This window comes from Campylobacter concisus (assembly GCF_003048445.1).
Lineage (GTDB): Bacteria > Campylobacterota > Campylobacteria > Campylobacterales > Campylobacteraceae > Campylobacter_A > Campylobacter_A concisus_BF.
Map to the genome: position 1 here is coordinate 1 of NZ_PIQW01000010.1, position 25,563 is coordinate 25,563.

At 41.7% G+C, this 25,563-nt stretch carries 27 protein-coding genes; 25 read left to right on the plus strand and 2 right to left on the minus strand.

Going from position 1 to position 25,563, the window contains the following annotated elements:
• The first annotated feature begins 310 nt into the window (after nucleotides 1–310).
• From CVT14_RS07085 to CVT14_RS07170, 18 genes are read left to right on the plus strand one after another with little or no spacing between them, the layout of a single operon-like run.
• The gene (locus tag CVT14_RS07085) at nucleotides 311–994 is read left to right on the plus strand and encodes a hypothetical protein (RefSeq protein WP_021088860.1); all 684 of its coding nucleotides are present in this window, start codon (nucleotides 311–313) and stop codon (nucleotides 992–994) included.
• A complete protein-coding gene (locus CVT14_RS07090) occupies nucleotides 975–1,496 on the plus strand; it encodes a 4'-phosphopantetheinyl transferase family protein (protein ID WP_021088965.1) in 522 nt (173 codons plus the stop codon). Before CVT14_RS07085 ends, CVT14_RS07090 begins: the two co-directional genes overlap by 20 nt.
• A 25-nt stretch (nucleotides 1,497–1,521) precedes the next feature.
• Entirely contained in the window at nucleotides 1,522–1,899 is a 378-nt protein-coding gene (locus CVT14_RS07095; protein WP_021088972.1) for a hypothetical protein, read from the plus strand.
• Complete coding sequence (locus tag CVT14_RS07100; protein WP_107849995.1) at nucleotides 1,886–3,052, plus strand: beta-ketoacyl synthase N-terminal-like domain-containing protein; 1,167 nt, start codon at nucleotides 1,886–1,888, stop codon at nucleotides 3,050–3,052. Before CVT14_RS07095 ends, CVT14_RS07100 begins: the two co-directional genes overlap by 14 nt.
• Nucleotides 3,049–3,492 (plus strand): 3-hydroxydecanoyl-ACP dehydratase, encoded by a 444-nt coding sequence (locus tag CVT14_RS07105; protein ID WP_021088914.1) that lies wholly within the window; start codon nucleotides 3,049–3,051, stop codon nucleotides 3,490–3,492. The genes CVT14_RS07100 and CVT14_RS07105 overlap by 4 nt, the downstream gene beginning before the upstream one ends.
• Nucleotides 3,485–4,204 carry a 3-oxoacyl-ACP reductase FabG gene (gene fabG, locus CVT14_RS07110; protein ID WP_103613588.1) on the plus strand — a complete coding sequence of 240 codons (720 nt, stop codon included), beginning with the start codon at nucleotides 3,485–3,487 and terminating at the stop codon, nucleotides 4,202–4,204. Before CVT14_RS07105 ends, fabG begins: the two co-directional genes overlap by 8 nt.
• A complete protein-coding gene (locus tag CVT14_RS07115; protein WP_107850029.1) occupies nucleotides 4,204–5,457 on the plus strand; it encodes a beta-ketoacyl-ACP synthase in 1,254 nt (417 codons plus the stop codon). The genes fabG and CVT14_RS07115 overlap by 1 nt, the downstream gene beginning before the upstream one ends.
• 12 nt (nucleotides 5,458–5,469) lie before the next feature.
• Nucleotides 5,470–5,886 carry a hypothetical protein gene (locus CVT14_RS07120; protein ID WP_021085308.1) on the plus strand — a complete coding sequence of 139 codons (417 nt, stop codon included), beginning with the start codon at nucleotides 5,470–5,472 and terminating at the stop codon, nucleotides 5,884–5,886.
• Entirely contained in the window at nucleotides 5,886–6,554 is a 669-nt protein-coding gene (locus CVT14_RS07125) for a beta-ketoacyl synthase chain length factor (protein ID WP_107849996.1), read from the plus strand. The genes CVT14_RS07120 and CVT14_RS07125 overlap by 1 nt, the downstream gene beginning before the upstream one ends.
• Nucleotides 6,481–7,290: a lysophospholipid acyltransferase family protein gene (locus CVT14_RS07130; protein ID WP_234403119.1), complete on the plus strand. Its 810-nt coding sequence runs from the start codon at nucleotides 6,481–6,483 to the stop codon at nucleotides 7,288–7,290. Before CVT14_RS07125 ends, CVT14_RS07130 begins: the two co-directional genes overlap by 74 nt.
• Nucleotides 7,274–7,531, plus strand: a complete 258-nt coding sequence (locus CVT14_RS07135; RefSeq protein ID WP_012140381.1) for a phosphopantetheine-binding protein — start codon at nucleotides 7,274–7,276, stop codon at nucleotides 7,529–7,531. The genes CVT14_RS07130 and CVT14_RS07135 overlap by 17 nt, the downstream gene beginning before the upstream one ends.
• Nucleotides 7,532–7,533: 2 nt before the next feature.
• The gene (locus tag CVT14_RS07140) at nucleotides 7,534–7,779 is read left to right on the plus strand and encodes an acyl carrier protein (RefSeq protein ID WP_012140380.1); all 246 of its coding nucleotides are present in this window, start codon (nucleotides 7,534–7,536) and stop codon (nucleotides 7,777–7,779) included.
• The gene (locus tag CVT14_RS07145; RefSeq protein WP_021088930.1) at nucleotides 7,769–8,314 is read left to right on the plus strand and encodes a hypothetical protein; all 546 of its coding nucleotides are present in this window, start codon (nucleotides 7,769–7,771) and stop codon (nucleotides 8,312–8,314) included. Before CVT14_RS07140 ends, CVT14_RS07145 begins: the two co-directional genes overlap by 11 nt.
• On the plus strand, nucleotides 8,304–9,860 hold the full coding sequence (locus tag CVT14_RS07150) for an AMP-binding protein (RefSeq protein ID WP_107849998.1): 1,557 nt from the start codon (nucleotides 8,304–8,306) through the stop codon (nucleotides 9,858–9,860). Before CVT14_RS07145 ends, CVT14_RS07150 begins: the two co-directional genes overlap by 11 nt.
• A complete protein-coding gene (locus tag CVT14_RS07155; protein ID WP_107849999.1) occupies nucleotides 9,857–11,467 on the plus strand; it encodes a glycosyltransferase family 2 protein in 1,611 nt (536 codons plus the stop codon). The genes CVT14_RS07150 and CVT14_RS07155 overlap by 4 nt, the downstream gene beginning before the upstream one ends.
• Nucleotides 11,464–11,889: an acyl-CoA thioesterase gene (locus tag CVT14_RS07160; RefSeq protein WP_107850000.1), complete on the plus strand. Its 426-nt coding sequence runs from the start codon at nucleotides 11,464–11,466 to the stop codon at nucleotides 11,887–11,889. Before CVT14_RS07155 ends, CVT14_RS07160 begins: the two co-directional genes overlap by 4 nt.
• Nucleotides 11,889–12,407 carry a LolA family protein gene (locus tag CVT14_RS07165; protein WP_107850001.1) on the plus strand — a complete coding sequence of 173 codons (519 nt, stop codon included), beginning with the start codon at nucleotides 11,889–11,891 and terminating at the stop codon, nucleotides 12,405–12,407. Before CVT14_RS07160 ends, CVT14_RS07165 begins: the two co-directional genes overlap by 1 nt.
• Nucleotides 12,404–14,632, plus strand: coding sequence for a hypothetical protein (locus CVT14_RS07170; protein WP_107850002.1), 2,229 nt, complete (start codon nucleotides 12,404–12,406; stop codon nucleotides 14,630–14,632). Before CVT14_RS07165 ends, CVT14_RS07170 begins: the two co-directional genes overlap by 4 nt.
• Before the next feature lie 49 nt (nucleotides 14,633–14,681).
• On the opposite strand, the gene CVT14_RS07175 is transcribed toward CVT14_RS07170, so the two are convergent.
• Nucleotides 14,682–15,932 carry a polysaccharide lyase family 1 protein gene (locus tag CVT14_RS07175; RefSeq protein ID WP_107850003.1) on the minus strand — a complete coding sequence of 417 codons (1,251 nt, stop codon included), beginning with the start codon at nucleotides 15,930–15,932 and terminating at the stop codon, nucleotides 14,682–14,684.
• Between the two features lie 122 nt (nucleotides 15,933–16,054).
• Nucleotides 16,055–17,152, minus strand: coding sequence for a CinA family protein (locus tag CVT14_RS07180; RefSeq protein ID WP_107850004.1), 1,098 nt, complete (start codon nucleotides 17,150–17,152; stop codon nucleotides 16,055–16,057).
• A gap of 95 nt (nucleotides 17,153–17,247) precedes the next feature.
• Between CVT14_RS07180 and ileS the strand changes: the two genes are divergently transcribed.
• From ileS to CVT14_RS07215, 7 genes are all read left to right on the plus strand, one after another.
• On the plus strand, nucleotides 17,248–20,004 hold the full coding sequence (gene ileS / locus CVT14_RS07185) for an isoleucine--tRNA ligase (RefSeq protein WP_107850005.1): 2,757 nt from the start codon (nucleotides 17,248–17,250) through the stop codon (nucleotides 20,002–20,004).
• Nucleotides 20,005–20,103: 99 nt separating this feature from the next.
• Nucleotides 20,104–21,462: an Asp-tRNA(Asn)/Glu-tRNA(Gln) amidotransferase subunit GatA gene (gene gatA, locus CVT14_RS07190; protein WP_107850006.1), complete on the plus strand. Its 1,359-nt coding sequence runs from the start codon at nucleotides 20,104–20,106 to the stop codon at nucleotides 21,460–21,462.
• Nucleotides 21,463–21,466: 4 nt separating this feature from the next.
• Nucleotides 21,467–22,915 (plus strand): IMP dehydrogenase, encoded by a 1,449-nt coding sequence (gene guaB, locus CVT14_RS07195; RefSeq protein WP_009294929.1) that lies wholly within the window; start codon nucleotides 21,467–21,469, stop codon nucleotides 22,913–22,915.
• Nucleotides 22,915–24,021 (plus strand): homoserine O-acetyltransferase MetX, encoded by a 1,107-nt coding sequence (gene metX / locus CVT14_RS07200; RefSeq protein ID WP_107850007.1) that lies wholly within the window; start codon nucleotides 22,915–22,917, stop codon nucleotides 24,019–24,021. The genes guaB and metX overlap by 1 nt, the downstream gene beginning before the upstream one ends.
• Nucleotides 24,022–24,024: 3 nt before the next feature.
• Complete coding sequence (xseB, locus tag CVT14_RS07205; RefSeq protein WP_004317712.1) at nucleotides 24,025–24,216, plus strand: exodeoxyribonuclease VII small subunit; 192 nt, start codon at nucleotides 24,025–24,027, stop codon at nucleotides 24,214–24,216.
• On the plus strand, nucleotides 24,209–25,003 hold the full coding sequence (locus tag CVT14_RS07210) for a carbon-nitrogen hydrolase family protein (RefSeq protein WP_021092110.1): 795 nt from the start codon (nucleotides 24,209–24,211) through the stop codon (nucleotides 25,001–25,003). Before xseB ends, CVT14_RS07210 begins: the two co-directional genes overlap by 8 nt.
• Nucleotides 25,000–25,560: a DNA-3-methyladenine glycosylase I gene (locus CVT14_RS07215; protein ID WP_107850008.1), complete on the plus strand. Its 561-nt coding sequence runs from the start codon at nucleotides 25,000–25,002 to the stop codon at nucleotides 25,558–25,560. The genes CVT14_RS07210 and CVT14_RS07215 overlap by 4 nt, the downstream gene beginning before the upstream one ends.
• Nucleotides 25,561–25,563 lie beyond the last annotated feature (3 nt).

Here is a 25,563-nt window from a genome sequence, read left to right on the forward strand (position 1 = left end):
TGGATAAAAGAGTTTTTAAATTTAAGGTCTGTATTTTTAAAAGAGAAATTTGCTATTTTACAAATTTTAAAATTCCATTCACTCGCAAGAATTGACTACTAAAATTTGGCTTCGCTTACAGCTTAGCTCAAATTTTAGAGCCGAAATTACTCGCTCATGAAATTTTAAAATTTGCTTGAGTTTTAGATCGCATGCAGTACTTCGCATAAGTTTTAAATCAAAAATTCGCTATTTTTTGTAAATTTTTTAGACCCATCATTTGCATATAAAAGCTAAATTTCTTAAAATATGCCAAAAATTAGGAGCAAAAATGCTATCAGGTGAGCTACTTAAAAGCCATTTTGCTAAATTTGATCTAGTGGAAATGCTTAGTGGGTTTTTAGAGCAAAGTCATTTTGACAAAGAAAAATTTAAAGCACTTAAGCAAGACGGCTTTAAAAGCTTAGACAAGAGCCAAAGGGATGAGCTTCTTAAAATAGCAGGTTTTAAGGCGCATATTGACGCGAAATTTCAGGGCTTTTTACGTGAGCTGATGCAAAGCAAGTTCCTCGTTGTAAGCGGCGTGGAGTATAAATTTAGCGAGCTTGAAATTTACACCTGCTTTGATGCAAACACCTACAAAAGATCGTGCGAGGTGGGCGAAATTTACTTTCACAACTTTGGTTTTGACATCTCTTTTAAGAGCGAGCCAGCGCTTTATGGCGGCATTTTGGTAAGGAGTTTAAAGGCATTAAAAGAGCGAAATTTCATCTTTGGACCAAGAAAATGCGCCCTTTGCATTTTAAATGCAAAAGTTAAAAATTTAAATTTTGATCTAAAAGAGGCTGATTTTAGAGAGGATGAGGTCGCTTTTACGCCAAGGATTAGGTCGTTTAAAGATGAGAGCGAGCTTCAAAATGACGCTTTAAGGGCGGTTAGTGGCGAGTTTAGAGTGGCACTTGAAAGTGCAAAAGAGTATAAAAAAAGAGTTGAAAATGCCTATAAAAAGGGGTGAAATTTATCTTTTTATCGGCTTTGGGGCTGAGAAATTTAGCCCCAAAATGCTAGATAGAAAAGAGCGTAGAAGGCTTAAAAAATATCCAAATTTGGCAAATCAAAACTCATTTAAACTCTCTCGCTATTTAAAATTTAAAGCAAAAAAACGAGGCAAAATTTGCCTCTCTCACAAAGAAAATATCGCTGTTTTGGCTATCTCAAAAGAAAAAGTTGGCGTTGATGTGGAGGAGCTAAAAGAGCGAAATTTTGATGGCGTGGTCAAATTTTGCTTTAACAAAAAAGAGAGCGAAATTTACGCAAATTCCAAAGATAAAATGCAAAAATTTTATGAAATTTACACTGCAAAAGAGGCTGTTATAAAAGCCAAAAATTTAGCCTTTAGCGACCTTGCTAGCGTTAAATTTGACGAGATGAAGAGAAGATACTTGATTATTAATAATCTATTTATCATTTGCCTTGCATTTAAGCATTGCAAAGATATAATTGTTAAATTTTTATGATTATTAAACACTAAAAAGGTAAAAAGTGCTTGTAAAAAAGATAGCTATGATCCTTGCGGTAACGCTTCTAGCTCTTGGCTGTGCGAAGAAATTTGATGCGCCAAAGCTGGCGGATTTTAGCTTAAAGGCATTTGAGGTTAGTTCATCAAAAGGGCCACTAATGCTCTATGTACAAAATAGTGAGAATGAGTATAAATTTAGCCTTGTAAATGCACTTGGCGCACCAGAAGCCAGGCGAGTTTTAAAGGATGGCACGTTTGCAAATTTAGGCTTCCTGCCGCCAAATAGCGCCTACAACGAACTTTTTATCAAGGTTCTTGAGATGATAAAAGATGAAAAAAATGAGCAAAAATTTATGATATATGATCAAATTTATGAGGTAAAAAGCGTTGATATACGTTAGCAAGCCAGCCATTATCAGCGCCGCAGGTAGCAGTAGCGATGAAAATTTAAACTCGCTTTTAAGTGGCAAGAGATTTTTAGCTAAAAGCTGCGAATTTCACCCGCAAAATGAGTTTTTGGTGGGTAAATTTAATGGCGTTTTGCCTAGCTTTTTAAGCAAAACCAAAGAACACTTCAAAACTCGCACCAACGCCTTGCTTTTAAACACGATGCTAGAGTTGGGCGATGAGATAAAAAGAGCGATAAAAAAATATGGCAAAAGCCGAGTGGGAGTAGTTCTTGGCACTACAACAAGCGGCGTTGAGGAGAATTTTGAGCCATTTAAAGGCTATATCGCAACTGGATTTTTTGATAAAAGTAGGTTTGGCATAAACAGAAACTGCCTTGCAAACGTGGCTGAGTTTGTGAGCGACTTTTACGAGCTTAGCGGCCCAAGCTACTGCGTATCGACTGCGTGTACCTCGGGTGTTAAGGCGGTTATTGAGGCTAAAAGGCTCATTGAAAGCGAGCTTTGTGATGCGGTCATTTGTGGTGGCGTCGATAGCCTAAATACGCTTACAATAAATGGCTTTAACTCGCTTAGCATCCTAAGTAGCGCCCCAAGTCAGGCCTTTTCTAAAAATAGAGAGGGGATAAATATCGGCGAGGGAGCTGGGCTATTTTTACTAAGCCGCGATGAAATTTCAAACGTCGCAGTCGCCAGCTCAGCCTCAAACTGCGACGCTTTTCACATGACGCAGCCTGATTTTAGCGCTAAAATGGCGGTAAATTGCATAGAGGACGCGCTAAAAAGAGCTGGCATGTGTGGCGTGGACTATGTAAATTTACATGGCACCGGCACGCAGGCAAATGACAAAATGGAGGCAAAAGCTGTAAATTTAACACTTGGTGCCACCTTTGCAAGCACGATAAAACCACAGATCGGTCACACGCTTGGGGCTGCTGGAGCTATTGAGAGCGCCATTTGCACCATGCTTTGCATGGAGGAAAATAGCACCTTGCCACCGCACGTCTATGACGGCGAGTATGATGAGGAGCTAGAGCATATAAATTTAGTAAAAAGCGGCACGAAATTTGACGTTAAGGCGGCGATGTCGCTATCTTTTGCCTTTGGCGGAGACAATGCCGCGATAATATTTAAAAGAGTGAGATGATGATAAGTGATTATTTGCCGCACAGCAGCGCCATAACCTTGATCGATGAAATTTTAGAATTTATCCCTTGCGAGAGCATAAAAGTAAGAAGCGTGATAAATGAGCAAAATCCCTTTTTAGAAGAGGGGAGATTTCACACGCAAAAGGCGATAGAGATGATGGCTCAAAGTCTTGGCATCTACGACTCAAAGATGCGTGAGCTAAGGGGCGAGAAGGCGATATTTGGCTTTTTGCTTGGTAGTAGAAAATTTGAAATTTTTAGGCCATATTTTAAAGTGGGCGATGAGATAGTGATCGTCTCAAAGTGCTCGATCCAAGATGAGAGTGGATTTGGCGTTTATGACAGCGAGCTTTTTGTAAATGGCGAGCTTGGCGCAAGGGCGGTTTTAAACGTGATGAGTCCTGATGAAGAATTTGTAAAAAAGGCACTTAGTGAGTAAGAGAGTATTGATAACTGGATCAAGTAGAGGCATAGGAGCTAGCATCGCTAGGCGCCTTGCTGGTGAGTACGAGGTGGTGCTTCACGCAAGAAGTAAGAGTGATGAGCTTTTAAAGATGGCTAGTGAGCTTGGGGCTAAATTTATGACATTTGACGTGGCTGACACTGCCGCAGCCAAAGAGGTGATAGAGGCTGACATGGAGGCAAATGGCGTCTATTACGGCGTTATTTTAAATGCTGGCATAACAAGGGATAATACCTTTGTGGGGCTAAGTGATGAAGAGTGGTTTGACGTGATAGATGTAAATTTAAATGGCTTTTACAACGTCCTAAGACCAGCGCTAATGCCTATGATAAGGGCTAGAAAGCCAGCTAGGATAGTGACGCTAAGCTCTGTTTCAGGGGTTATTGGCAACAGAGGGCAGGTGAATTACTCAGCTAGCAAGGCAGGCATCATAGGAGCTAGCAAAGCCCTTGCAGTCGAGCTTGCCAGCAGGGGCATAACAGTAAACTGCGTGGCACCTGGGCTTATAAAGACAGATATGAGTGAAGAAATTTTAAATAGCGACTTCTTAGACGAAGTGCTAAAGGCCATACCTGCAAAAAGAGCTGGCGAGGCAGACGAGGTGGCTGGACTTGTTAAATTTCTACTAAGCGACGAGGCTAGCTACATCACAAGGCAGGTTATCGGCGTAAATGGAGGACTTTGCTAATGCGTGTATTTGTCACAGGTATCGGCGCAGTCAGTGCTTTTGGCAACAGCTGGGATGAGATGAGGGCTAAATTTCTTGCAGGCAAAAATGCCGTGAGATATATGAGCGAGTGGGAGGGCTATAAGGAGCTAAACACACGCCTAGCAGCACCTATCATAGACTACAAACACCCACAGGAGTGGGACAGAAAACAGCTAAGAAGCCTTGGCAAGGTCTCATGTTATAGCGTGCATGCGGCTGGACTTGCATTAAAAGATGCTGGTTTGCTAAATGGCGAAGAGTTGCAGGCTGCAAATTTAGACCCAAGCGTGCAAGATGGCAGAATGGGCGTGGCAAGTGGCTCAAGCACTGGTAGCACCGACTCTATCCTTGACATGGCAAAGCTAGTTTTGGACATGGATAGCGGCTTTAACGCAAATACCTACATAAAAATGATGCCTCACACCACAGCGGCAAATATCGCGCTATTTTACTCACTAAAAGGGCGCATCATCCCTACATCTTCGGCATGTACGAGCGGCTCACACGCCATTGGCTACGCTTATGAGAGCATAAAAAATGGCAGTATAGATATGATGCTAGCTGGTGGGGCTGAGGAGCTTTGCGTGAGCGAGGCGTACGTCTTTGACAAGCTCTACGCGACTAGTGTCAAAAACCACGCGCCAAATTTGACACCAACGCCGTTTGAAAAAGATAGGGATGGCTTGGTACTTGGCGAGGGGGCTGGATTTTTAGTGCTTGAAAGCGAAGAGAGCGCCTTAAAAAGAGGAGCTAAAATTTACGCTGAGGTCGTTGGTTTTGGCTCTACGTGTGACGGCACGCACATCACTAGACCACAAAGTGCTACGATGAAAGCGGCGATGAGCCTAGCACTCCGCGCGGCAAAACTAGAGCCAAAAAGCATAGGCTACGTAAATGCCCACGCCACCGCTACAAAACATGGCGATATAGCTGAAAGTATCGCTACAAACGAGCTTTTTGGAGATGACATCGCCATTAGCTCACTTAAAAGCTATCTTGGTCACACGCTTGGCGCTTGTGGCGGGCTGGAGGCGATAGCAAGCATAATGATGATGAGAGAAGAGCTATTTTTCCCAACTATAAATTTAAACGTAACTGATCCTGAGTGTGCAAAGCTAAACTACTTAAAGGAGCCAACGCCGATAAAGACGGACTTTGTGATGAGTAACAACTTTGCATTTGGCGGTGTAAATACATCTTTGATATTTAAAAGAGTAGATAACAAATTTTAAAAAGGATAGAAAATGAAAAGATTAGTTTCATTAGTTGCCGTTTTGGCATTTGCTTCAAGCCTTAGCGCTAGAGATGACGTGAAGTATCACTCACTAGACTTCTTAAATGGACCAAAGGCTAAAGAATTTTTGCTACCAAACATTAGCATCAGCTTTGGCACAGGATACACTGGCAAGGTGATCGTAAGAGATCTAACGTCAAACAAAAAGACAAATGGCTTTAACAAAAGCGACGAAGAGGCTTGCCAGATCGCACTTCTCTCTGCTCTAAAGTCATTTCAAGAAAGAGCGGTGAAAGAGGGCGGCACGAAGGTTGTAAATTTGACTGGATATTACAAAAAACAGCCATTTAACTCTAAAACTCAGTTTCAGTGCGGCAGCGGTTCTTTGATGTCTGGCGTCACACTAAGAGGCGACATCGCGAAATAATGAAATTTCAAGTTGATTTTTATGACGCTATAGCTTATGGTGAGATCAGCGAGGATCTAGCTATATACAAAAAAGAATTCGATCTAGCAAAGATCCCGCCCATGCAAAGAAGAAGGCTAAGTAGTGCTGCAAAGTGCGCTTTTAGCCTGCTTAGTAGTTTTGAGAGTATCGATATGCCAGTCATTTTTAGCTCTTATGAGGGTGAGATAAATCGCTGTTTTGAGCTAGAAACTGCGCTTGCAAAGGCTGAGCCAGTATCGCCAACGTCGTTTTCGCTCTCTGTGCATAACGCTATCTCGTCGCTTCTTAGCATCGAAGCTAAAAATCACAATGAAATTCTAGCCATCTCTTCATTTAGCCCAGTAGAAGACGCGCTGCAAGCTGCGTTTTTAAGGCTAAATGACGGATATGAAAAGGTGCTCATCCTTGCCTATCATGAGTCGATATCGCAGAGCTATTTTGATGAGAAAAAGCCATCATTTATGCTAGCACTTGTCGTCTCAAAGGCAAAAGATAAGAGAGTTTTAACTCTAAAAAGAGTGGAAAAAGAAGAAGAAATTTCAGAAAATTTACTGCAAAGCTTCATCATAAATTTTGACCCAAATTTGGCAAAAACGTGGCAAAGTAGCAGTCATTTCGCGTCTTGGAATTTTAGCTATGAGCCTTAAAATTTTAAGAGCTGGATTTTTATTTTTCTTTTTTGCGCTCATTTGCATAAGTGGCGATATGTTGCTAGTGCCAGTCGTGCTTTTGGGGCTAAATAAATTTAAATTTATGCAAAATTTATGCCGAGATCTTGTTAGAGTTTCTTGGGGATTTTTTATAAAAGTTACTAAAATTTGTGGGTATTTGGACTATAAATTTGATCTTACAAAGCTAAATGGCGGCTCAAATTTAGTCATCGCAAACCACCCTTCGCTGCTTGATGTGGTCTTTTTGGTCTCAAAATTTAAAAGGATAAACTGCATCGTAAAGGGTGAGCTTGGCAAAAATATATTTTTATTTGCGGCTATTAGGGCGTGCAACTACATACCAAACACAAATAACGAGGAATTTTTACAAAAAAGCGTAGATGTTTTAAAAAGCGGCGAAAATTTGCTCATTTTCCCAGAGGGCACGCGCACGAAAGAGGAGATCATCTTTCATAAAGCAGCCGCATATATGGGCATAAAAGGCGCGTCTAACGTGGTTTGCGTTGGTATAAATATGGCTCCAAGAAGCCTTAGAAAAAATGAGCCATGGTACAAAACGCCAGATGAAAAGATAAAGTACGTCTTCAAAGAGCTAAAGAAATTTGAAGTTAGTGAGTTTTTAAAAGATAGACCAAGCCCCGTAAGGGCGAGGGCACTACACGAAGAGATAAGTAAAATTTATAAGGAGGAATTTAGTGAAAGAACTAGTTAATGAGATAAAAGAGCTGATCATCACAAGCTTAAATTTAGAGGATATGAAGCCAAGCGATATCGACGAGAACGCACCGCTTTTTAGCGAGGGGCTCGGGCTTGACAGCGTCGATGCACTAGAGCTTGGGCTTGCTGTGCAGAAAAAATATGGCCTCGTACTTGACTCAAAGACAGCAAATTTAAAAGAGATATTCTTTAGCGTATCTTCTCTTGCAAAATACATTTATGAAAATAGGAAATAACGATGAGCGAAGTAGAAATTTTTGAAATTTTAAAGAAGGCTTTGATAGAGCTTTTTGAGATAGATGAGAGCAAGATAAAGCCTGAAACTAGGATATATGAGGACTTGCAGATAGATAGCATAGATGCTATTGATATGATTGATTACATCAAGCGCCAAACTGGTTATAGACTGATGCCAGAGGACTTTAAAAACGTAAAAACGCTTGATGATATCGTAAAAGCCGTAGCAAAGAAATTTGAAGCATAAGATAGTAAAAGTAGCGCTAGTTTTAGCAAGCATCGCCTACCCTTTGGTGCTATTTTTTTGGCAAAAGGGTGCAACTCTTATCTTTTGCGCTCTTTGCGCTATTTGGCTGGCTAGAGCTTATTTTGAAAGCGGTAAAACAAGGCAGGTTTGCTTAGCAGCTGGGCTATTTTTTGCCATTTGTGCTATTTTTAGAAGTGTAAATTTAGCGCTTTTATACCCAAGTATCGTAAGTCTTGGCTTTTTGGCGGTATTTTTTTACAGCTTAAAGGGCGAGGCGGTCATAACAAGGCTTGCTAGGCTAAAAGAGAAAAATATAGACGAAAAGGTCGTTAGCTACACAAGAGGGCTAACTAAAATTTGGTGCTGGTTTTTCGTTTTTAACGCTGCTTTTGCCTTTGTTTTGGCGCAGCTTGAGGATAAAATTTACTGGAGCATTTACTGCTCATTTGTATCTTATATCTTGATGGGGGTTTTGTTTTTTGGCGAAATTTTATATCGTAAAATTTTTATTTTAAAGAGGGAAAATGGATTTTAAAAAGTGTCTAAAGGCATTTAAATTTGTGGACATTAGCAAGGATCTTTACGAGTACGCGGCTACTTTTGGAGCAAATTTAAAAGAGAAAAATTTAAGCGAGATAGAAATTTATTTAAGCCAGAGCTTTGACTTTTGCGCAGCTTTTTTTGGAGCGCTTGGGGTTGGCGTAAAACCTATCTTGCTTGCAAAGCCGATATATAGTGGGGATAAATTTGTCATTAATGATGAAAATTTTGGTGATTTTTTAGACTTTAGCAAGAGCATGGAGCTAAAATTTGATCAAAATTCTACATTTTTTCTCCAGACATCAGGCTCAAGTGGAGCTAGTAAAAATATCCAAAAAAGCCTTGGCGCTATGATAGATGAGGGGCTATTTTTAAAAGATGAGCTGGGATTTGGCGAGGGGGATAAATTTTTTGCTAGCGTCTCGCACCAGCATATGTTTGGCCTTACATTTAAGATCTTTTTGCCGCTCATCTCTGGTGCAAAAGCCGTTAGCAAGGAGCTAAACTACCCAGAGGCAATCTTTGAGCTAGACCTTACAAATTTAACCTTCGTAACAAGCCCAGTCCTACTTCAAACGCTAGTTTCTAGCCCAAGAGCAGCTGAAATTTCAGGGCTAAAAAACATCATCTGCGCAGGCTCAGCACTAAAGAGCGAGCTAAGAGCAAAGATAGAAAGCTTAAGCAGCGCTAAGATAATTGAAATTTATGGCAGCACCGAAACTGGCATAGTTGCTAGAAATTTAGGCGATGAGCTTTTGCTTTTTAGCAAGGTAAAGGCTGGTCTTAGCGAGGACGAGGCGCTAAATGTGAGCTCGCCTTGGTGTGAGTTTTTCCAAACTAGCGACTGGGCGCAGATAGATGGTAGCAGGCTCACGCTAAAAGGCAGGATCGATAGGATCGTTAAGCTAAACGACAAAAGGGTCAATCTAATAAGTATCGAAAATAAGATGTTTGAAAGCGGCCTTTTAAAAGACTGCTACTGCGACACGCATCCTAAATTTAAGCGTCTAGCTGCGCTTTTGGAGCTTAGCGATGAGGGCGTGAAGCTCTTTAGAGATAGCGGCAAAAAGGGCGTCGTAGCAAGGCTAAATGAGCTTTTAAGGCCTGAGTTTAAAAATAGCGTTAGGTATTTCAAGATCGTTAGTTCGCTTTGTAAAAACGCTCAGGGCAAATTTTTAAAGGCAAATTTTAAAGCTCTTTTAGAAAAAAATGAAGAGCTTTCTTGGGAGAAAAGTAGCGAAGAAGGCGTTTATAAATTTAAGACAAAGCTTAGTCCTGCGCTTAGCATTTTTATGGAGCATTTTCCCAATTTACCGCTTTTGCCTGGCTTTGTGCAGCTTGATTTTGTGTTTAAATTTGCAAGAGAGCTTGGCGCAGAAATAGGCGATCAGTGCGTGGTGGAGAATTTGAAATTTTTAAAATTTGTAAGGCCAAATGACGAACTTTGCATAGAAATTTCGCAAAGAGATGAGAAGATTTACTTTGAGATATTTTGTAACGGCGCTAGAAGTGCTATTGGCAGGATAAAGCTGGGCTTATGAAGACGCTCTTTCTCATACCATTTTACAACCATCCAGAAAAGATAAAAGCCCTTTGCGAGGCGCTTGCAAGATATGATCTACACATTTTAATAGTTGATGATGGCTCAGATGAAGCTTCAAAAAAAGCTTTGCAAAGTTTGAGCGAATTTGGCGTAGAAATTTTAACTAGAGCACAAAATGGCGGCAAGGGAGCTGCACTAAAAGACGGCTTTAGATACGCTTTGCAAAACGGCTACACGCATGCATTTCAGATCGACGCTGACTTTCAGCACGACATAAGCTTGGTAGAGAAGTTTTTGGAGCTTAGCAAAAGATATCCAAATGACCTAATCATGGCTGATCCAATATACGGCGAAGACGCACCAAAGTCGAGGTTTTATGGCAGAAAGATCACAAATTTTTGGGTCAAGATCAACACTTTAAATTTTGACATCAAAGACGCGATGTGTGGCTTTAGAATTTATCCTCTAAAAGAGCTTGAGAGCGCAACCCTCCAAAGTAGCTCAAATAGGATGGAATTTGACATGGAGATCTTGGTAAATGCCATAAGATCTGGCGTAGAGATCAAGTGGATAGCGCTAAAAGTGAACTACGAAGCTGGCGGCGTTTCGCACTTTAAAATGCTAAAAGATAACGCGCTAATAAGCCTCATGCACGCAAGATATTTTTTTACTTTAGTGCCATTTTTGCTTGGCAAAGTCTTTAAAGGACAAAAATACGCATGGTGGCAAAAGGGCGAGAGATCAAACGAATTTTTCCTGCGAGTTAGCCTATTTTTAACTAGAAATTTGCCTATATTTCTCATAAAACCTATCGTTATCATCGTCGTTTGTTTTTACTATCTCTTTTCAAAAGTTGAGAGAGAAAATATAAGAGAATTTCTTTTAAATGTAGAGAAATTTAGCGGTAAAAAGCCGGCAACTGGCGTTTTTAGCAACTTTTATGACTTTGGCATAGCAATATGTGATAAATTTCGCATCTGGCAAAATGGCGTGCTTGAAAGCGAGCTAGAGCTTAGTAAATTTAACAGCATCAAAGATGAGTTTGAAGCTTCAAAGCGTGGTAGGATCGTGCTTACAAGCCATCTTGGAAATGTAGAAATTTGCAAGGCACTCTCGCTTAGATCGCCAAATTTTCGCATGATCATCTTGGTTTATAGCAAGGGTAGTGAGAATTTTTATAAAATTTTAGAGCAGATCAGCAAGGGTCAGATCAAACTAATAAGCGTTGAAAAGCTTGACGCGGCCGCGATGATGCAGCTAAAAGAGGCGGTTGAAGATGGCGTAAATATCGGCATAATGGGCGATAGGACGCCGCTTAATGGAGATAAATTTATAAGGCTTAGCTTTCTTGGTAAGGAGGCTAAATTTAACTACGGCCCATACTTGCTAGCTGGTATTTTGGGAGTAAAGATGAGCGCGCTTTGGTGCATAAAAAAGGGCGATAAATTTGACATCGAGCTAAGTGATATCGCTGATGAGATAAAGCTTAGCAGAGACCGCAAGACAAGCGTCCTGCCATACGTGCAAAGCTATGTAAGGCAGCTTGAAGCAAGAGCGTGCAAGAACCCGTCGCAGTGGTTTAACTTTTTTGATTTTTGGAGATGAGAGTGAAAATTTCACACGTTAGCACATTTAAAGTGGCATTTTTTGACGTTGATAGTATGGAGGTGATGTGGCATGGCAACTACGTCAAGTACCTAGAAATGGCGCGCTGTGAGCTACTTGACAAGCTAGGATACAACTACATCGCTATGAAAAAAGACGGTTACGCCTTTCCTATCGTAAAACTTGACGTAAAGTACGTGCGTCCAGCCTTTTTTAACGACATTATAAAGGTCACGACGACGCTTAGCGAGTGCGAAACGTTTTTGAAATTTCACTACCTTATAGAAAATGAAAAGGGCGAAAAACTAAGCGAGGCAAATACCGCGCAAGCCGTCATAGAGATGAAGAGCTTGCAAACTTGCTTTGAGATGCCAGAAGCCCTAAAAAAGGCGCTTAAAGCCTACAATGAAAAGGAGAAATGATGAGAAAAATAGCTCTTTTTTTAGCCATTTTTATATCTTGCTTTGGCTATGAGTTGGGTGAGCTTAAAAATATAGTAAAAACAGATGGAGTAAGCGGAAATTTCACGCAGACAAAGAGTCTGGCTGGCTTTAACAAAAGTATAAAAAGCTCGGGCGAGTTTAGGCTTGAAAAGGGTGGCCTTTACTGGGATACGCTTGAGCCTGTTACTTCAAAGGTTTTTATAAACAAAGATGGCATCTTTAAAAACGAAAATGGCAAGCTTGAAAAGACGAGTGCAAATTTTGATGAAAAGCTATTTTTGGCTATTATCAGCCTCGATGAGAGCGAGCTTAGGAAAGAATTTGATATAAAAACAAGTGGCAGCCTAAAAGAGTGGAGCATAGAGCTAAGCCCTAAAAATTTACTCTTTAAACAAATTTTTAAAACTATAAAGATAAGTGGCGACAAGGCGGTAAAAAGGATCGAGCTTGATGAGATAAGCGGCGATAAAACGCTAAATGAGTTTAGTATAAAATGAAAAAACTAGCCACGATCTTGGCTTTTATCTTTGTTTTTTTAGCCTCGCTTGGATATTCGCTTGCGAGCCTAAAAAACGTCCAAACTGATATCTTTTCACTGATAAATTTCAAAGACGCCAAAGAGGCAAAGGTGCTAAAAGAGGTGCAAGATGAGATGGCGTCAAATTTTTTGGTACTGGTAAATTCTAAAGAGCTAGCCAAAAACGTGCAAAGCTTGGCGCTTAAAAGCTCGCTTTTTAAGAGCTTTGAGGCGAACATCGACTTAAATTTAAATGATATAAAAAGTGACATCAATCGCTCAAAGATCGCTCTTTTAAGTAGGGGTGATTTGGAGCTTTTAAAGAGTGACAAAAACGCCTTTTTCAAAAAGCGCGCAGAGGAAATTTTTAACAGCTTTAGCTTTAGACTTTTAAATATAAATGATGATTTTTTCTCGCTAAGTAGCGGTTTTAGCGCAAAAAATGGCAATGTGAGCTTAAATTTAGCAGATCTCATGCTTGAGGTAAAGGACGGCAAAAAGAGCTTTTTCTTGCTAAAAGGCGAGCTAAAAAAGGGAGCTTCGAGCGAGGGGCTAATAAATTTTTATAACGAGCTAAATGCGCTAAAAGTTGGGCAAAACGAGCTTTTTGTGCATTCAAGTGCGCTTTATCAGGCATTTTCAAAGCAAAAAAACGAGAACGAGAGCCTTTATATGAGCGTGGTTTCGCTAAGCCTAACCGCTATATTTTTGATGCTTGCTTTTAGAAATTTGCGAATTTTTTATGTGATATTTATCGCCGCATTTGGCTTTAGCGTGGCATTTGCAGGCACTTTGCTCTGCCTAAATGAGCTAAATATCCTTACTATTTTAATAAGCACTAGCCTCATTGGCCTCATGTTTGACTACGTCTTGCACTGGCTTAGCAAAAACGAAGGCGAAGTGATCAGGGCTAGTAGCATAAAAAATATGCTAAAAATTTTCTTGCTAGGCCTACTTATCACGCTTAGTGGCTATCTGGCTTTTACTTTTTCTGATCTTAGGCTACTTAAAGAGGTGGCGCTATTTTCGGCATTTGCGCTAGTTGCTGCGTTTTTAGCTAGCTACTTTTTTATGCCTTTAGTCTTTGAAGGGGTGAAATTTTATAGATCAAAGATTTTTGACGCGTTTTTAACTAAATTTTGTGATCTCTCAGGCGCGGTTGCAAGGTATTTGGGGGTTAAATTTCTAGCTATCTCACTTATTTTGCTAGCTATTTTTCTTGTTTTTGATCTTAAAAATTTATCAAAAAGTGAAAATGTAAAAGACTACTCAAATATGCCAAAGAGCCTGTTAGCGGACTCTTCTTATATCTTAAGTCTAACTGGCAACAACCAAAATACGATGATAGTGACAAGATCAAGTGGAGACATTTTAGGAGGTGAAAAGAGCCTTTTAGATGAGCTAAAAAAGAGAAATTTGATAAAAGATGAGAGCTCACTAAGTGATATGTTTTTAAGTAAAAGCGAGCAGAGTGAGCTAAAAGAGGCCTTTAAAAAGGTGCTTGATGATGAGCAAATTTACGCGATTTATGAGAAATTTGGCTTTAGTAAAGATGAAGTGCGAAGTGAAATTTTAAAGGTTTTGGGCAAAAAAGAGCTTAGCGCGAATGAAATTTTAGCTCTAAAATCTATGAAGGATTTTAAGAAATTTATGCTTGATGAAAATGCAAGTGTGGCTTACGCGAGTGGCTTTGTAAAAGGGACGCAAAGTGATGAGCTGCTCGAGCGCTACAACGCTTTTAGTCTAAATTTCGCTAGCTCACTAAATGAGAGCCTAACTCAGGCAAAAGAGCTTGCTCTAAAACTAAAAATAGCAGCGCTTGTGGTCGCGTTTTTGCTGCTGTGGGTTTATTTTAGTGCGCTTATCTCGGCACTTGTGATGGGCGTCATCATCTTTGGCGTGCTTCTTACGCTCTTTATCTTTGCCGTTTTTGGCGTAAATTTAAGCATCTTTGGCGTCTTTGGGCTCATCCTTGCAAGCGCTGTGGGGATTGATTACATGATATTTGCGCTAAATGAGAGCCTTAGCGAAAAAGAGCGAATTTATGGGATATTTTGCGCATTTATCACGAGTTTTATCTCGTTTTTTACGCTCTCTTTTAGCCAGACCGCCGCTCTTAGCGTCTTTGGGCTAAGCGTTAGCCTTTGCGTGCTGATATATGGGCTATGTGCTAGCGTTTTATCTTGTAAAAATATAAAAATTTAGCTTTGTTTTCACGCCCCAAGCGTTTGGCTAGCTCGGGGCTTTGGTGATATTATTTTATGACGGCTAGTTTGCCTGTGCCTGCGTTTTGATTTACTTCGTTTTGGACGTTTGAGACTTCGAGGAGCTCAAATTTATATGGAGGCTCAAATGGCGGCTTAGTTAGCTTTTCGCAAACGCTGCCCTTTTTAGAAAGGTCTATGTTGCCACTTTCAAAAATGGTGCCTTTGTTGCACTTGTAGCTTATCTTGACGCCATTTGTAAAGTAGTTGTTTTGAGCGTATATTAGCGAGCCAAAGCGCACTCCAATGGCGTATTTTTGGTCATAAAAGCCATCTTTTGAGTCGTAAAAGTTGTTATAGACGTGCACCTTTGCATTGCGTGCCATAGGTAGGCGTTGCGCGCAGTTGTCAAAAATGTTATGAGCGACCGTTATAGTCCTTGTTTCGCTGCTGCCGTCTGAGTCTCTTGAGCCTATTAGCATCGTTTTGTCGTGGTTTTCAAAGATGTTGTGCGAGATCGTGATAGCCGCACTATCCCCCTTGATGTCGCATAGTCCGTCATAAGTTTGCCATTTAGTAAGCTCTCCGCCTGCTAAATGCACATGACCAAGCTCAACTGTGTCCTTAAAATGGCAGTGATCTACCCAGATGTTTTTGCTTGACTCTATGCTGACGCCGTCATATTGCGCATTAAAGCCGTCATTTTTTTGTATATCTGGAAATGGATCAAAAGCATCTAGGATATTCATGTTGCGGATCGCGATATTTTGGACATTTTTTAGCAAAAGTGAGCCACCTTTTATGCCTGAGTTTTCGCCTAGGCCGATTATTGTGGTGTTGCTAGCTACCGGCACTACGATGAGCTTTTTGTATTCGTTGGCTAAATTTTTGCGAAGCGCTGCTAGCTTTGGATCTTGCGAACCATCTAAAAATGCACGGCATGAAGCGCCGTAAGCCTGCATAAATTTGGCATAAGAGCTAAACTCGCCACCGCTAATCTCACTTATAAATTTATCCAGCCCCAAGCTATTGCCATTTTGCGGGATCTTGCCTTCGCTAAGGTCTATGAGCCCATCTATGTAGATGACGTAACCACCCATTTTGGCGTATTTTACGAGCTCTTGTCTATCTTTTACGGTGACTTCTTTACTCTCTTTGCCAGCGTATCCGCCAAAATTTTGCTCAGCTCCAATGCTAGCGTAACCAAAGGGCGAGTCGCTTGCTTTTATCTCGCCCGCTTGTGTATCAGCACCAAATGCAAATAACAAAGAAACAGCTAGAAACAATATCTTTTTAAACATCTTTAGCCTCCTAAATTTGGCTTTTTATTCTTGATATTTTATTGTAAATATCACCGCTGGATTTTATTTTAGCTCATTAAATTTAGTGTAAGCCTTTTATAAATTTTCAGTAAAGGCAAATTTTACGCGAAAAATATCTCGCTTTTTAGACGAAGCAAACATAGATAGGCACTTAGCACGCTTTGCTCTCTTACGTAGTTGCGCTCCCCTTTTAAAAGCAGCCTCTCAACCTCGATGTTGCCGTTTCTATCGCCAGCTGCGACATAGACCGTGCCAACTGGCTTGCTAGCTGTGCCCCCACCAGGTCCAGCTATACCGCTAATAGCAAGCGCAAAGTCCGCATTTGTCGTGCTTAGCGTGCCTTTTACCATTGCTTTTACGCAAGGTTCGCTCACGGCTCCGTAAGTATCTAAAATTTCATCCTCAACGCCCAGCCACTCGTGCTTTATGTGATTTGCATAAGTTACTAACGAGCCATCAAAGCTAGCTGAGATGCCGCCATATCTTGCAAATTTAGCCGCCGCAAGCCCAGCCGTGCAAGACTCAGCAAATGAAATTTTAAGCCCCTTTTGCATGAGCTTTTTTGCTACAAATTTGATCACATCTTTTTGTGGGATAAATTTTTGCGAAAATAGCGTTTTTACCCCTTGTAAAAAGCTCTCGATTTGGCCAAATTTATTGCTTTTTGCCCTTACTAGTATCAAATTTGGCAGGATCTGTGCAAGAGTGATATCGACCTCATAAGTTTTAGCAAGTGGTAGCATAAGGATCTTCGCGCTATCTGCGTCGATGTCTATTAGATGAAAGTAGCTAAAATCAGGCTCATAGTCGGTTAGAAACTCGCCCAGTTCTTCATTTGGATTAGCTTTTATGAGATTTATCTGAGCGTTATTTAGGCTGGCTAGAAAGCTATTTTTTGAGTAGTCTAAGCTATCTTTAAGTGCAAGGGTTGTGCTATCTTTTAGCTCAAGCGAGCCCCCAGTTAGCGTCGCTACGATCTTTGCAGCGATGGCAAAATTTTCATCCGAGCTAAAAATGCTTACAAAGTCGTAATCTTTTGATAAATTTTCGATGATAAAAGGTAGCTCTTTGCTATTTTTTGGAGCAAAACTGACCACTCCAAGCTCGCCAAAATGATCCTCGTAACTTTGAAAAATGTAGTTTAGAAATTCTCTATTTATCTCAAGATCTTCGCCTATTATCAAGATACTTTGTCTCATTCTTAAGCTCCTTTTTTTGCCTCATTATACTATTTTTCAGTGTGATTTAACCAGCACAGGTGTAAAATTAGCAAATTTTAAAATCAAGGTAAAAAATGGACTACAAAGAGACACTTTTACTCCCAGAGACAAATTTCCCGATGCGCGGAAATCTCCCACAAAATGAACCACAAAGACTAAAATCATGGTACGAAGAGCGCAAGGTTTATGAAAAAATGAAGAAAAATCGCCAAAATGCGGTTAAAAACTTCAACATCCACGACGGCCCTCCGTATGCAAACGGCCACCTACACATCGGCCATGCGTTAAATAAAATTTTAAAAGATATCATCACAAAAACGCACTATTTTTACGGCGAAAACGTCCGCTACGTGCCAGGCTGGGACTGCCACGGCTTGCCGATAGAGCAGCAAGTCGAAGTAAAGCTTGGCGATAAGAAAAAAGAGCTTAGCAAGGTCGAGATCAGGGAGCTTTGCAGGCAGCACGCGAGAGAATTTATAGACATTCAGCGAAATGAATTTAAAAGCCTTGGCATCATCGGTGATTTTGAAAATCCATACATGACGATGAAATTTGAGTTTGAGGCTGACATCTACAAAGCGCTTTGCGAGATCGCTAAAAAGGGGCTTTTAGTAGAGAGAAGCAAGCCAGTTTATTGGAGCTGGGCAGCTAGATCGGCGTTAGCTGAAGCTGAGGTCGAGTACGAGGAGAAAGAGGACTACTCTATTTACGTAGCATTTGAGCTTGATGGCGACGCGCTAGAAAAGCTTGGCGTAAAAGAGGCAAGCGCTGTCATCTGGACAACTACGCCTTGGACACTTCCAGCAAATCAAGCCATAAGCCTAAAACCAGATGAAATTTATGTGCTAACGGCTGAAAATTTGATCTTTGCAAAGCCACTACTTGAAAGCGTTGTGCAGAGTGGCCTAAGCAAGGGTGAGGTCAAAAAAGAGTTTAGATCAAGCCTGCTTGAAAACACCCACGCGATAAATCCACTAAACGGCAGAAAGTCTAAATTTTTACTAGGTGATCACGTTATGATGGACGGCGGTACTGGACTTGTTCATACAGCTCCAGGTCACGGCGAAGACGACTACTATGTCTGTTTGAAATATGGCTTTAGCGAAATTTTGATGCCAGTTGATGATGGTGGCTGCTACGATGAGAGCATAAAACATCACGGACTATTTAGAAGTGACATGGTAGATGAGTTTGTCGGTATGCACATCTTTAAAGCAAATGAGAAAATTTTAGAGCTACTTGGCAAAAGCTTGCTTAGCGTATCTAAATTTAGACACTCTTATCCGTTCTGCTGGAGAACGCACAAGCCAGTTATTTATAGAGCCACAAAGCAGTGGTTTATAGCTATGGACGAGGCTAAACTAGGCGGAAAAACACTTAGACAAACAGCGCTAAAAGAGCTTGAAAAGGTTAAATTTTACCCAAGCGTAGGCATAAAAAGAATAGGCTCGATGATAGAAAATCGCCCAGACTGGTGCATCTCTCGTCAGCGTGACTGGGGCGTACCTATCGCGTTTTTCAGAGATAAAGCGACAAAAGAAGTTATATTTGATAGTGAAATTTTAGACCACATCGTGGCTATCTTTAAAGAAAAAGGCGCTGATGCGTGGTGGGCGCTAAGTATAGACGAGCTTTTGCCAAAGGGCTCAAAATATAAGGCTGAAAATTTAGAAAAAGTGATGGACATCCTTGATGTTTGGTTTGATAGCGGCTCGACGTGGCACGCGGTCTTGCAAAGCGACAACTACGACGCTGGCAAATACCCTGCAAGCATGTATCTTGAGGGCTCAGATCAGCACCGCGGCTGGTTTCAAAGCTCGCTTCTAGTAAGCACAGCTATAAATTCTCACGCACCTTATGAGAGCATACTAACTCACGGCTTTACAGTCGATGCTAAGGGCGAGAAGATGAGCAAGAGTAAGGGCAACGTCATCGCTCCACAAGACGTGGCTAAGACGCACGGCGTGGAAATTTTACGCCTTTGGGTTGGCATGAGTGATTATTCAAGCGACCTAAAAATAAGCGAAGATATATTAAAACAAATAAGCGAGCAGTACCGCAAAATCCGCAACACTATCCGCTTCTTACTAGCAAACGTAAATGATCTAGAAAGCCTAAACACAGAGTTTAACATCCTTGATAAATGGATATTAGCACGCGCTAAAAAGGTCTTTGACGAGGCGAGCGCTTGCTTTAGAAACTATGACTTTTCAAAGGGATTTAACATCCTTTTAAATTTCTTATCAGCCGATCTTAGCGGCGTATATCTTGACGTTTGCAAAGATAGGCTCTACTGCGACGCAAAAGACGCTCCAAGAAGAAGATCAGCTCAAAGTGCGATGGCGATCATCACAAAGGCACTTTTGCCGCTCATCGCTCCAACGCTTACTTACACCGTTGATGAGGTGATGGACTACGCTCCAAAGATCATCAAAGGCGAGGCAAAAGACGCGTTTGATCTAGTCTATGAGCCAATAAAATTTGACCTTAGCTTTGAAGATGAGCTGCTTTTTGCCAGCAGGGAGAAATTTAACGAGATCGTGGACGTTCTTAAAAAGGACAAAAAGATAAAATCAACCCTAGAGCTAAGCCTAGAGACAACTAACCACAACATCACAGGCTACGACGAGCGCGAAGTGGCTGATCTTTACATGGTAAGCTCAGTTAGAGCTTATGATGATAGCGAGCCATTAGCTGAGTTTGAGCTTGAGGGCGATAAATTTAAGATCATAGCAAGCAATCTTCACAAATGCCCAAGATGCTGGAAATTTAACGCTAGCAAAGAAGATGCTCTATGCCCAAGATGTGAAGAGGTCATAAGTGCTAAGTGAGCCAGTAAGCGCAACTATCATAGTCGCAACGATCGCTGCGGTGGTCGTTGCTAGCTTGTTTGGCATATTTTTGGTTAATAAATTTAAAGGATAAAAATAGTGGTAACTTTAAAAGAAGCTTTGAAATTTTCAGCTGAAGAGATAAAAAATTTAAGAGCCGAGCTTGAGGCGAAGATCATAAAAGAAAAAGAGCTTGGCGCTTATGTCGAGCAGCTAGCAAATTTAGAGATCGCAAAACTAGGCGAGGGCGTGCCCATCGCTATAAAAGACAACATCCAAGTAAAAGGCTGGAATGTCACGTGCGCTTCTAAAATTTTACAAGGTTACGTAGCACCTTATAACGCAACCGTTATCGAGAAGCTGCTTAGTAAAAATTTAGCTCCATTTGGCCGCACAAATATGGACGAATTTGCGATGGGAAGCACGACTGAGAGCTCATTTTACGGCAAAACACTAAACCCACTAAACCACGCTCACGTCCCAGGTGGCAGTAGCGGCGGCTCAGCAGCAGCAGTCGCAGCTGGCCTTGCAGTAGCAGCACTTGGTAGCGACACTGGTGGCTCGATCCGTCAGCCAGCGGCATTTTGCGGATGCGTAGGGCTTAAGCCAACTTATGGCAGAGTGAGCAGATATGGCCTTGGCGCCTACTCAAGCAGCCTTGATCAGATAGGTCCGATCGCTCAAAACGTAGAAGATGCAGCCATTTTATATGACGCGATCGCTGGACACGATCCAAAAGATAGCACGAGCGCAGATGTGCCATTTGTGAGCGTTAGTGACAAGATAGACGGCAACAAAAAGCTAAAAATTTGCGTCATCAAAAACTACGTAGAAAACGCAAGCGAGCAGACAAAAGCTGCTTTAAATTTAGCCATAGAAAAGCTAAAATCACACGGACACAGCGTAACTTACACAAATTTTGAAGATTCAAAATATGACGTTGCTGCCTACTACATCATCGCAACCGCAGAGGCAAGCGCAAATTTAAGCCGCTACGATGGTGTGAGATACGGCAGACGCGCAGATGCTAAAAATTTAAAAGAGCTATATGTAAATTCACGCTCAGAAGGCTTTGGCGAAGAGGTAAAAAGAAGAATTTTGCTTGGTACATTTGTACTAAGTAGCGGATACTACGATGCTTACTACATCAAAGCGCAAAAAGCAAGAGCGCATATAAAAGCTCAGTACGAGAAAATTTTAGAAGAAAACGATCTTATTTTCATGCCAGTTGCTCCAAGCACAGCTTATAAATTTGGAGCACACAGCGATCCGCTTCAAGCCTATCTAAGCGACATTTACACGATCAGCGTAAATTTAGCAGGCCTACCAGCTATCTCTGTGCCAGTTGGCAAAGATGATCAAAATTTAAACGTGAGCGCCCAGCTCATCGCAAAAGCGTGGGACGAACAGACCTTGATAAATGGTGCTAAGAGCCTAGAAAATTTAATAAAAGGATAAAAATATGAAGATAGTAAAGAGAGCTTTAACATTTGAGGATGTGCTTCTTGTGCCGCAATACTCTGAAATTTTGCCAAAGCAAGTTGATGTAAAAACCAGGATCAGCAAAAATGTCACGTTAAATATCCCGATCGTCTCTGCTGCTATGGATACGGTGACTGAGCATAGAACTGCTATCATGATGGCAAGGCTCGGTGGTATCGGTGTCATCCACAAAAATATGGACGTCGAAAGCCAAGCAAAAGAGGTCAAACGCGTCAAAAAAAGCGAAAGTGGCGTCATCATCGATCCTATCTTTATAAATCCAGAAGCGACCGTGGCTGAAGCTCTAAGCCTTATGTCAGATCTTCATATTTCAGGCGTTCCAGTCATCGACAAAGACCGCAAACTAATAGGAATTTTAACAAACCGCGATTTAAGATTTGAGACAAATATGAGCACTTTGGTAAAAGACCGCATGACAAAAGCACCGCTTATCACTGCACCAAAGGGCTGCACGCTTGATGATGCGGAGAAAATTTTCTCTCAAAATAGAGTTGAGAAGCTACCTATCGTCGATAAAGACGGCAGACTTGACGGACTGATCACCATAAAAGATCTAAAAAAACGCAAAGAGTATCCAAACGCAAACAAAGATAGCTACGGCAGACTTCGCGTGGCTGCGGCTATTGGCGTGGGTCAGATAGACCGCGCTAAAGCACTTGTTGATGCTGGCGTAGATGTCATCGTCATCGACTCAGCTCACGGCCACTCAAAGGGCATCATCGACACTTTAAAAGAGGTAAAAGCAAATTTTAAAGTTGATGTCGTAGCTGGCAATATCGCAAATCCAGCAGCTGTAAAAGACCTAGCAGAAGCAGGAGCTGACGGCATAAAAGTGGGCATCGGACCAGGTTCGATTTGCACCACAAGGATCGTTGCTGGCGTTGGTGTGCCTCAAATTTCAGCGATTGACGACTGCGCAAGCGAAGCAGCAAAATACGGCATCCCAGTTATCGCTGACGGCGGTTTAAAATACTCAGGCGACGTGGCAAAAGCCCTTGCAGCAGGTGCAGCTTGCGTTATGGCAGGTAGCTTACTTGCAGGTTGCGAAGAGAGCCCAGGCGAGCTTATAACATTCCAAGGTCGCCAGTACAAAGTATATCGCGGTATGGGATCGATCGGCGCTATGACAAAGGGCAGTTCTGACCGCTACTTCCAAGAGGGCACCGCTCAAGACAAGCTTGTGCCTGAAGGTATCGAGGGCCGTGTGCCATTTGCTGGCAGCATAAAAGATGTGATCCATCAGCTAATAGGCGGCCTAAGAAGCGCTATGGGCTATGTTGGCGCAAAAGATATCCCAACTCTTCAAGAAAGAGCTGAATTTGTCGAGATAACAAGCGCAGGACTAAAAGAGAGCCACGTCCATGACGTAGTTATCACTCACGAGGCACCAAACTACAAAGTTAATTAGTGTTAAACCTGCAAACTAGAACTATTAAATTTAACGAGCCACTCTATCTTGAGAGTGGCCGTATGCTATCAAATTTCAAGCTTATTTACGAGACTTACGGCACGCTAAATGCTGATAAAAGCAACGTTATCGTGATCTGTCACGCCCTAACTGGCTCACACCACGCTGCTGGTACATACGCAGGCGATGAGAAAGCTGGCTGGTGGGACGGGCTAATAGGCAGCAAAAAGGCGGTCGATACGGATAAATTTTACGTTATTTGCGTAAATATCTTAGGCTCATGCTTTGGCTCGACCTCGCCGCTAAGCGTTGATCGAAGTAGCGGCAAAGAGTATAGGCTAAATTTCCCAGTCCTTGCCATAAGCGACGTGGTAAAGGCGCAGATGAGGCTATTTAGCGAGCTTGGCATCACGAGGGCAAGAGCCGTGATAGGCGGCAGTCTTGGCGGCATGCAGGCACTTTGCTACGCTATCGAGTTTCCAGAATTTGCGCAAGATATCATAATGCTTGCAAGCACCTATCAGACCAAGCCATGGGCGATAGCGTTTAATAAAATCGCCATTGAAGCCATTTTAAACGATGAAAATTTCAAAAACGGCGAATACGACGCGGAATTTATAAGAAAAAATGGGCTAAAAGGCATGGCTTATGGCAGGATGGCAGGGCACATCAGCTTTTTAAGCCCTTATAGCATGGATAAAAAATTTGGACGCAACTACGTCGAAACTGACGGCCTTTACGATCTTTTTGGACATTTTCAGGTGGACCGCTATATGGAGTACAACGGCTACAACTTCCCAAAGAGGTTTGACCCGCTAAGCTACCTATACATCGTAAAGATGATGAATATCTTTGACTGCACAAGGCACTACGATAGCCTAAAAGACGCCCTTGCGCCGATAAAAGCAAATTTGCATCTAGTCGCTTTCAAAGGCGATCTACTCTTTCCGCCAAGCTGCATGAGAGAAATTTATGACGCACTTTGCCAGATGGGCAGAGGCGCAAAGACAAATTTTGTAGAGATAGATAGCAACTACGGCCACGACGCCTTTTTGGTCGAGATAGAAAAATTTGATGGATATATAAAAAATATATTAAAAGGATAGAAAATGGAGCAAAAAGAGCAAAGTTTTGAAGAGAAATTAGCCCTTGCAGATAAAATTTTAAACGATCTAAATAAAGATGATGTGAGCTTAGAAAACAGCATAAAGCTGCACGAGCAGGGCAAAAAGCTCTTAAACGAGGCAAGAGAAATTTTAGAAAACGCAAAACTTAGCATAAAGCAGGTGGATGATGAGTAAAATTTGCGCCCTTCAGCTACCAACGCAGCCTTTAAGCGAGGCGAGGCTTGATTATTACCTTAAAATTTGCGCGGACGAAAACGCAAGGCTGGTTGTGCTTGGCGAATACGTGCTAAATAGCTTCTTTAAAGAGCTTGCCACCATGCCAAAAAGCCTCATAAAAGAGCAGAGCGAGCGCAAAAAAGAGGCGCTCTTTGCGATGGCAAAAAAGTATGATCTAAACATCATCGCGCCTATCATAAATTTAAAAGGCAAGGAGATTTTTAAGAGCCTAGCCAAATTTAGCCAAACTCAAGTAAAGCTATATGACCAGCAAATTCTCATGCCTTATGCACACTGGAACGAGGCGAAGTTTTTTAGCAATGCAAGCGAGGAGCTAAATTTACCTATCTTTACATACGATAAATTTAAGGTTGGTGTCATGTTTGGCTTCGAGGCGCACTTTGACGTGTGCTGGGCGTATATGAGCGCTAAAAAGGTCGATATCGTGCTTGTGCCAACGGCTTGCACGTTTTTTTCTCAGGCGCGCTGGGAGGAGCTTTTAAAGGTTAGAGCCTTTACAAACAACGTTTATGTGCTTCGCGTAAATCGCGTGGGAAGCCACAAGAGCGAGGATGAGCAGTGGAGTTTTTACGGCGACTCGATGCTTATTAGTCCGTTTGGCGAGGTTAAGAACAGGCTTGGCAAAAATGAAGAGATGATGATCGACGAGCTTAGCAAAAAGGAGCTTAGCGAGGCTAGAAGCACCTGGGGCTTTATGCAGATAGAGGCTAAATTTAAAAGATGAAGCGCTGCGCCTGGGCTGAGAAGAGCGAGTTTAGCAGGAGCTATCACGACTATGAGTGGGGCAGGGCGGTCAAAGATGATAAGAAATTCTTTGAAATGCTCATTTTAGAGGGCTTTCAAGCAGGGCTTAGCTGGGACTATGTGCTACGAAAAAGAGCTGGACTTGCTCAAATTTTAGACGGCTTTGACGCAAAAAAGATCGCTAGCTATGACGAGGCAAAGCTTCAAAGCCTTTTAAGCGACGATCGAGCGATCAAAAACCGCCTTAAAATTTACTCTCTGCCAAAAAATGCCAAGGCTTTTTTAGGGCTTTGCGCCGAGTTTGGCTCGTTTTATAACTACATCTATAAATTTACAAATGGCAAGCGCGTGATAAACGACATAAAAAGTGCCAAAGATATGCCAGCAAGCAGTGAGCTCTCAGAGTGCATCTCAAAAGATATGAAAAAGCGTGGCTTTAAATTTGTAGGCGCTGTGATCATCTACTCGCTTTTACAAGGCGTTGGCGTCATCGATGATCACGAAAATGAGTGCTTTTGTAAAGGAATTTCGGAGTGAAAT